General features: G+C 45.2%; 9 protein-coding genes and 1 tRNA gene. 2 read left to right on the top strand and 8 right to left on the bottom strand.

Annotation, left to right across the window (positions count from 1 at the left end):
* Positions 1-129: 129 nt before the first annotated feature.
* From RWJ96_RS06715 to RWJ96_RS06695, 5 genes are all read right to left on the bottom strand, one after another.
* Entirely contained in the window at positions 130-1,032 is a 903-nt protein-coding gene (locus RWJ96_RS06715; RefSeq protein ID WP_314019611.1) for an HAD-IIB family hydrolase, read from the bottom strand.
* Between the two features lie 12 nt (positions 1,033-1,044).
* The gene (locus tag RWJ96_RS06710) at positions 1,045-1,332 is read right to left on the bottom strand and encodes an ACT domain-containing protein (protein WP_314006833.1); all 288 of its coding nucleotides are present in this window, start codon (positions 1,330-1,332) and stop codon (positions 1,045-1,047) included.
* A gap of 37 nt (positions 1,333-1,369) precedes the next feature.
* Positions 1,370-1,870: a CarD family transcriptional regulator gene (locus tag RWJ96_RS06705; protein ID WP_314019610.1), complete on the bottom strand. Its 501-nt coding sequence runs from the start codon at positions 1,868-1,870 to the stop codon at positions 1,370-1,372.
* A gap of 121 nt (positions 1,871-1,991) precedes the next feature.
* Positions 1,992-2,696 carry a peptidylprolyl isomerase gene (locus RWJ96_RS06700; RefSeq protein WP_314019609.1) on the bottom strand — a complete coding sequence of 235 codons (705 nt, stop codon included), beginning with the start codon at positions 2,694-2,696 and terminating at the stop codon, positions 1,992-1,994.
* A gap of 15 nt (positions 2,697-2,711) precedes the next feature.
* On the bottom strand, positions 2,712-4,535 hold the full coding sequence (locus RWJ96_RS06695; protein ID WP_314019608.1) for a subtype A tannase: 1,824 nt from the start codon (positions 4,533-4,535) through the stop codon (positions 2,712-2,714).
* 129 nt (positions 4,536-4,664) lie between these two features.
* On the opposite strand from RWJ96_RS06695, the gene RWJ96_RS06690 reads away from it, so the two are divergent.
* Both RWJ96_RS06690 and RWJ96_RS06685 read left to right on the top strand, forming a co-directional pair.
* Positions 4,665-4,934, top strand: a complete 270-nt coding sequence (locus RWJ96_RS06690) for a hypothetical protein (RefSeq protein WP_314019607.1) — start codon at positions 4,665-4,667, stop codon at positions 4,932-4,934.
* Positions 4,935-4,995: 61 nt separating this feature from the next.
* Positions 4,996-5,071, top strand: a tRNA-Phe gene (locus RWJ96_RS06685).
* Between the two features lie 140 nt (positions 5,072-5,211).
* Here the strand turns inward: RWJ96_RS06685 and RWJ96_RS06680 are convergent.
* The 3 genes from RWJ96_RS06680 to RWJ96_RS06670 all read right to left on the bottom strand — a co-directional run bounded on the left by RWJ96_RS06680 (position 5,212) and on the right by RWJ96_RS06670 (position 7,908).
* Positions 5,212-5,439: a helix-turn-helix domain-containing protein gene (locus tag RWJ96_RS06680; RefSeq protein WP_035427876.1), complete on the bottom strand. Its 228-nt coding sequence runs from the start codon at positions 5,437-5,439 to the stop codon at positions 5,212-5,214.
* Between the two features lie 141 nt (positions 5,440-5,580).
* Complete coding sequence (locus tag RWJ96_RS06675; protein WP_314019606.1) at positions 5,581-7,563, bottom strand: DUF2207 domain-containing protein; 1,983 nt, start codon at positions 7,561-7,563, stop codon at positions 5,581-5,583.
* Between the two features lie 54 nt (positions 7,564-7,617).
* A complete protein-coding gene (locus tag RWJ96_RS06670) occupies positions 7,618-7,908 on the bottom strand; it encodes a YgiT-type zinc finger protein (protein WP_286127905.1) in 291 nt (96 codons plus the stop codon).
* Positions 7,909-8,141: the final 233 nt, after the last annotated feature.

Below are 8,141 nucleotides of genomic sequence, written 5' to 3'. Positions count from 1 at the left end.
CATACGCATAAAAAGCCTCCTATTTCTTATGTCCAAGAAATGGGAGGCAGTTCAGTATCTGCCGGCTTTTCCTTTAAACCATATGTCTCAAGCAAAACTCTGAGACACTACTCCTTCAGCGCCAAGTGCTTACTCCCCCAGTGCCCACGTAAGGAATCGCGAGAAACCCGCCTCATCGTTAGTGAGTGTGATATAGGTTGCTGCCTCAAAATCTTCACGACGAGCGTTAGCAACTGCCGTGCCCATTCCCGCCGCAGAAAGCATGGCGACATCATTGAGCGAGTCACCAAAAGCTGCGGCGTTCTCTGTAGAGAGGCCAAGATGATTGCAGAGCCACTTAAGTGCAGCACCCTTTGAAGTGCCGTCGGCCAAGATTTCCATTCCCATACTCATGGAAGCTGTGCCACTGAGTCCCTTTACCGAAGCTACAGCATCTGCTACAAGTGCCTGGTATTTCTCGCCTTCCGCAACAGACCAGTAGGAACCAAGACGCTCAATGGTAGTAACGCCTTCAATAAACTCCTCAACGCTTTGATCAAAGGGTGTGCGAGAACGCTGCATAAATGCTGCGTGATCTGCGGGGATACCAAGCTGAGTAATCAGATTGTGTCTTGAGCGCTCCAGATAGACACCTCCGTCCGCAAAGATGTCAAAAGTCACAGGATAGTCCTTAAGCTTTTGATACAACTCAAGTGCCTGCTCTTTTGTCACTGTGGACTCGTGAAGCACGGTCTGAGTTGAAAGATCTCTGATAACGGCACCGTCACAAGAAACCACATACTTAGAAGCAGGATGGTTCACAACTTCTTTTGGCAGTACGTTAAACGCGCGTCCAGAGCATGGGACAAAAGGAATGTCTAGCTCAGCCAGACGGTCCAGCATTGCCATGTTTTTGACATCAAGAGATTTGTCAGTATGCAAAAACGTCTCATCCATATCGGAAAAGACAATATCTACTTTCAAATTTGATACATCTTGAGTGAGCCAAGACTGTTTTTGAGCAATGAGTTCTTCAGTTGAAAGCTCTGACAAAACACTACCTCTTTATGGACGATACATAAACGTGAAGACCTCTTCACGCTGCATGTTAACCTGTACACCAAGCTTTTCTGAGACGGTATCAAGACGCTCTTTGAGGCTCAAGAAAGACTCAGCATCCTGAAGTTCAACCAACATGGTCATAGTAAAAATACCAGACAAAATGGTTTGAGCGATATCCAGAATATTAGCGTTGGACTCGGCCAAAGTGGTAGAAATTGCTGCAACAATTCCTGGAGCATCGCTGCCCAAAACAGTAACAACAGCACGATTTGCAGATGTTTCTGAAGCCATAATTTCCCATCTCTTGAACGGATGGTTTAATTGTACGCTATGCTTTTCCAATTTCTACGCCATAGCGCGAACTAAACACCTTTTGAATCTCGTCAACGGTGCAATTAAGCGCCGTAATAAGCTCGTAAAGACCACGATTACTAGCCATCTTAAAAATTCTCTCGTGAGAAACAGGTGGTTTCTTGTTGAGCGAACGCGCCTTATCAATACGAGCTCTAAATGTTTTAGCAATACTAATGGAGTCTTTACAAGAACCTTCCCTGATGGCATGTCTAAAGTGAGATTCTTCAAGAGAGGCGTTGTGGATGTGAAAGGTAATGAGTTCAATTTGAGGATATATATCAACAAGATTTGTAGCCTCATCACGCGTCATAAGATCGCGTAGTCTGAATTCTTGATCAAGAGGAAATACAATCTGAACAGGATGTTTTTGCCCAATAGGAGACAAAACGTAGGCCGGAGTAGGCTCCGAAACTACATTTTCAACAAGACATACGCCCTGACCTGGGTGAACGCAAAACTCGCCAACAGCCCGCATAACACCACTCCTCTCGGATAACAATAGTATACCATGAGAAGCGTGTTTTAAGCCAATGACCTGCAACTTTATAACTGGTCGCAGGTCATTCAATAACATAACAATATTTTATATAAGGAATCTAATCAATCATTGTGATGGACTCAATGACTGGTTGCTCTGAGGCAGGGATGGTCCCATTTGAATCGGTTGGAGTTACGCCTTTACAAATTGCATCGACAACGTCCATTCCACTTGTTACCGTGCCAAATGCAGCGTAATTTCCATTCAGAGTTGAGTTGTCTGCCTGCATGATAAAGAACTGTGAGCTTGCAGAGTTTGGATCTTGGGCGCGTGCCATGGAAATAGTTCCACGTGTATGCGAGATGTTATTCTCGACACCGTTTTTGGTAAACTCGCCCTTGATTTTATTCTCGGATCCACCCGAGCCATTGCCCTTAGGATCTCCACCTTGAATCATGAAGCCGTCAATAATGCGATGGAACGTAAGGCCATTATAGAAGCCTGACTCGGCAAGATGAGCAAAATTAGAAACCGTAATAGGCGCAACGTTTGCGTTAAGAGTTGCCTCGATAGTGCCGTAATCCTTCACCACAATACGAACATGGTGAATGCCCTTTGCATATGGGTCATCCGCTGCTACAGAATCAATGTAGCCCTTGTTTTGTGAGCTCTGAGACTGCGTCTGTTGCGTCTGCTGTGATTGCGAGCTTGCTTGTGACTGAGTCTTATCAGCACCCCTCATAAGAGAGAAGAATATTGCTCCTACTGCAAGCACAACAATAACAACAACACCATACAGTCGGCGGTTCTTTGTTTGAAACACGCTATGACCTCCCCTTTAAGCAGACGCGCACGAAACAATCCAAGACACCAAGTTGGCAGTTGCATTGCCTGTTCTCTCGGCAAGAACGTGGCCCTTATCCCAAACAAGAGTGTAATCAACACTGCTCACGCCCGAGAAATGCTTTAGAGACAGGCCCAAATTGAACGAGGTGCAAATTGAAGTATCAGTATTCTGAGCGCCCTCATTAATACGCCAATAAGGAGCAACCGATGCTGTCTGATAGCCTTTGTAAGATGCGCTGGTAAAGTACAGTGGATTGAACATATCAACACGAGTTGGAATGTCATTCTCCAGCGTATCAGCCTTATTCAGATCAGAGGTCCAATCATTAGCGTAGCTGGACTTCCAATCGGCAAGCTTCATGTACGTATCAAGGTTCTTTTTAATGAGGTCAGCAGTCTGCTCATCAAAATGCAGCGTACTTTGCTCGCCAACACCAAAAAGCTGATTAGCGCGGGTGCTTCTATCAGGAGCATCAAAAGCTCCAACTGGAAGCGACGCGCCTCTTAAAGCTCGCGAGAAACCCCTAAAATTCTCAAGCTCAACGCTCTGACGACGAAGGTTATATACAACCCAAATAGATTCTGAGTTCAGAGAGCCAAAATAGTGCTCAGCAGTATCATAGATAGTAGATTGAACCTGCTGAGTAGCAGGAGCTGCATTATCTGTACCACGAACTGTTGCGAGATTTGGGTCACCTGGGAACGTAGGCTCTTCCAGTCGCTGAGGCGTAGAGGTATAAGGGAATGCGTTGTCCCTAACAAAGTTATTTGCAGAAGTCTTAAGCTCGTTGATAAGAAGGTCTGCATATGATCCGGCGGTATAGATGCCAGAGTTAGTCTCATCAAGACTGACCTTGCTGTCATTGCTGTCGAGAAGATCCATGTTGTTGACAAATGAAGCATATGCACCAGCAAGATCTTGCGAGAGAGGTTGGGTCCATACACCCTCAGCACGGGAGTCTGTTGCATCTGCATACTGACCAGCTGACCACTCATACGCTGCGTCTGCAAGATCATATGAGGTTGCCGGACACCATGAAGCGCTGCCATAAATAGAGTCTGAAAGCTGCTCGCCCTTCTCACTATGTGTAGCAGCACCAACAGCCTTAAGATATGGCGTATAGAGCGGAGAGTCTCCCGAGGTTCCCAGCACCGCGCTGAGGCCGCCGCCAGCCGCAAAGCCAAACACAAAAATCTTTGACGTATTGCACGGGAGCTGCTCGTTGTTGTAGCGCAAATACCTGATAGCAGCCTTAAAGTCTACTGCTGGCCAAGGAGATCCGCCTGCGTAAAGCTCGTCCGAGCCTGTGGTTGAATCGTAGCCGGCGCTTCTGCCGCGGAAACCTGCGTATACGTACACAAAACCAGCCTCAAGGTACGGGGCAAGGCCTTCATATGCGTAGCTTGTAGGAGCGCTCTGAGGGAACAACGTTGCCGTGTTAATAGGCATGACGATTGGCGCGGTACGTGCGGTGAAGCTGCCCACAACGGCTTTCTCGCTTACTTCGCACTCGTATGTTGAGCCCTTCTTAGTTCCCGAGAAATATTTTCCAGGTACAAAGACCGAGAGAGTGTTTACCGACTTGCTTGCAGGCTTAGTGCAGTACTGAATGCCCAGCTGATAGTAGCAGTCGTTATCCTCGTCATAGCTCCACTGGGTCATGTCCAGCTTAAGCGACTTGAATTCTTCAAGGTCCACGTTAGATGCAGGCTGATTCGTATCCTCAGACGTCCTTGCCTGTGGAGTACATGCAGCCAAGGTGCCTGCAGCTCCTAAAGCAGAAAGGGACAAGAATTCTTTTCTCGTAAAGGCCATAATTTCCCCTCGAATAGTTTATTCAGTGGAGGCAGCAACGACCGCTGACCTAGTTCAAGCTAGATAATCTATTGTACCAATTTGCAAACGTGTATGCTTAAGAGCAAGCGTTTAGAGAAACGAGTTAGCATGCCAAAAGTTGTCAACTTCTTTGACCTCATTCATCTCAATGAAAGGCTCGCTCAGCAGGGCCTTTTGAGCAAAGTTCACCTGCGTGACACATGTGGTAAGCAGTCTCTGTGGATAGAGCTCCCCTCTAGCGAGAAACCCGATGAACGCGAGAAAATCGATGGTCAAGAGCTAGAAAAAACAAAAGAGCAAGTTGAGGCATTTTTTGCAATAAAGGGCATGACCGTTGAATTTGACCTCACTGGTGGAAAAAATTTCTGGATTGTATAAATTGCCCGCTTGACGAAGCGCTTGAGTCTGTTATAGTAAATAAGCTTTTCGAAGCACCAATGGCTGGGTAGCTCAGTTGGTAGAGCAGGGGACTGAAAATCCCCGTGTCAGGGGTTCGATTCCCTTCCCCGCCACCACGACTTGAATCGGCTCAGAGATTATTCTCTGGGCCGTTTTCTTTTATCTTTTGATGTTGACGTGGCAAACAGAAAAAGAGGTACCTCTTTTAAGAAGCACGTCTTTCACAGGGTTCTTGCATTAAAAAATTGAACTAAAACTATCGATACGTACGCAAAGCTTCGATGAGCTCAGAAGCTTCAATACCTAGAGCTTCAGCAAAAGAAAAGACTTCTCCGAGTTTAACGCCACGCTCGCCTGATTCAACCTTTGATATGAATGCTTGATCTCCAGCAAGGTGCTCAGCAACCGCCTCTTGAGTAAGACGTTGCTTCTTTCGCAAATCGCGAAGACACTGGCCCACTAATCTGTTAGATATCTGCTCCATAAATGCAGCGTAAAACTATCAACTCAAATATGCCAAAATCGCATATTTTCTTAAAAAAGAAATTCTCCCCGACAAGTTCACGGGGAGAATTAAAACCTTTAAACGTAGCTTCTTGTGATGTTTATTGAAGCGCTTATGGCATTAGAAACCGCCACCGCCGCCTCCGCCGCCGAAGCCGCCACCGCCGCCTCCAGAGAAGCCACCACCAAAACCGCCGCCGGAGCTTGAGTTAGAAGAAGCAAGTGCTGCCGTGGAGACAGAATGAGCAGCTGTAACACTCTTGGTTACGCTCTCAATTGCATTGGTTCGCATGCCATTTCCATAGTAATACCAGCTATAAACAGGCATAAACTGAGGATCTTTGAGCATCTCTGGCATTGCTACTTTCAGCTGCTCGATAACCTTATCCGCAACACCAAGCGCAACTGCCATAACCAGAAGCCTATTCCAAAGAATGACGTCAGTAGGGATTGCTTCATGTAGATTGGTGAACTCAGTAAGCCACTTTCTTAGCGCACGAGTCTTAGCGAGAGTCTCAACACCTTCTCTGTTCATTAAATCAAAAGAGCCAATGTTTACAACTGCAATAAGGCCGGAAACGAAAAGAATGAACAAATGTAGTAATAGACTGCCAAATGAAACGTCTGCCATAACACCCATGAAAAATGCAGCAACAAAAACAAGAACATCAACAGCAATCAGAGCACCAAGGATTCCTTTTCCATGGAACGGAATCTTATCTGTGCCATACTTAGCAGCATAGCTAAGCTTGATAGGGCTCTCCCAAGACTCATATGCCTTATTAAAATCTTCTGGATGTGATGAAGCATACTTACCAATTTGTTTCATGGTAACAGTAGTATTTACCGCTCCAGATTCTCCGGCCTTATCAAAGATTAGCTTCATTGCCATGATATCAATCTTATTTGACAGTGAACTGCCAGGGTAGAAAGGCTGCTGGCTTTCTGAAAGGTCTTGAACCTTTGTAAGACAGTAATCAGACTTCTCCATACCAAGGAAGTTTGTACTAACCGTCTTATTCAAGCTAATGTACTTTGAATCAGAAAGGTGCATAAGGGTTGCTGTCAGAGCGTCTCCCTTAATTAGCTCACCGTTGTAAAGCATAGAAAGAACTGCCGGGTGATCATTAGATGGAACGTCTCTGTAGTAAAGGTCATTAAACTGAGGAGCCATGACCTTTTTGTATTGAATACGCAGCAAGATTGCTGCTACAACGGTGATAGCCGCAAGTACTAATGGTGCATAAAGAATAAGAGCTACCTGAGTTTTTGCAATCTCACGTTTGTGATTTGCTTCATCCGCCCACGCTTGTTCCTCAGACAAGATGCTGCTCAGTTTATTCTGCTGAATAGGAGCTAGCCCAGAAACCCAATCAGTTGGGAACGTAATGCGAGCTTCCGCAAACTCATCAGTTCCTACGCCAGGGACTTTATAAACGACTGCATTGTTGGTAATTTCTACATTTGCATCTAGTGGACCGTGTCCCCAAGCGCGAACAGTATCACCAGCAACTATAGATTGTCCTGATGGGACAGGAAGATGAATAGTAGCAGTGACATTTCGAGACTCGGAATCCCAGCCATCAGATACAAACTTCCAGTACAGCTCCGCAGTATCCGACCAGTTTGTTACAACATTAGTAATGTCATACTCAATAGTTATATGTGCTGACTCATCATCATGCGCTGAATAAATCTTTAGGTTCAGTATGTTGTTTGAGAGAGTGGGAACATAGTACTCATCTGAGCTGGCGCCATTTCCATTTGAATCTTTGCTGTAGATCTGACGCGTTCCTTGCCTATCCTGAACGGTAACTGAAGTAATATTTACTTCAACGTTCTGTCCATTGTATTTATTCTTTCCAACTGGAAGATTCCAATAGACACCATGAAAACTACCATTGAAATAGAACGTACGAGTTTCTACGACATGCAACGTTCCGTCTTTTTGAACCGTCGCATCAATATTTACCGTATCTATTGAAAGGTCGCGCGCAAATGCTCTTGCAGGCGTAATTAAAAACGCAACAGCCAAAAGCATTATGCAGAGCGCAATCTTTACAAACTGGCTCTTTTTAGAAGAGCGAAGCGAGACTTTATACATGGAAACTCCTTTATGTTACTTTCGCAACTCTTCTTAAAGGATACCACGTACTGTTTAATCTGCTGGTGAATATGAGTTATCCAGTTCAAACAAAGCAGGTGGCAGGCCTTTATCCCACTCCTCTCCTACTTCCTCAGAAAGCAAATACTCATCAGTTTCTATAAAGGGAAGGTTGGCAATTCTTTTATTTCTTGATACTTCGAGATTGCATACAAGTGAGCTTGGACCGCTGAAGTCTAGAAGGCACCCGTAACAAATTCTCATGTCCTGAAACAGCTTTTCTCCGCATCTGGGGCAAATTTTTACGGAGTAGTTTTCTATAGCCATAGCGACTCCTTCTTTCAACGTTGCTTTCTTCAGTACTTATTTCTTGAATGAGCACTTTCTGACCAACCTCAAACCATGGGAAATCATCAACTGATGGTCTTTCAAATGTGCAATAAGCACCCGCGCAGCTATGAATTTGTTTAGGATGTACTCGTCTCCGAATTTTTAAAATTTCTCCGTGATCGTCTGCAAATGCGATATCAATCGGATACGTCATTCCAAAAGTATGAACTGAAGAGCACCTTAGAAGT

Source organism: Lancefieldella parvula, from assembly GCF_963547875.1.
In the GTDB taxonomy this organism is placed as follows: domain Bacteria; phylum Actinomycetota; class Coriobacteriia; order Coriobacteriales; family Atopobiaceae; genus Lancefieldella; species Lancefieldella parvula_D.
This window is presented reverse-complemented; position numbering and strand designations above follow the sequence as displayed.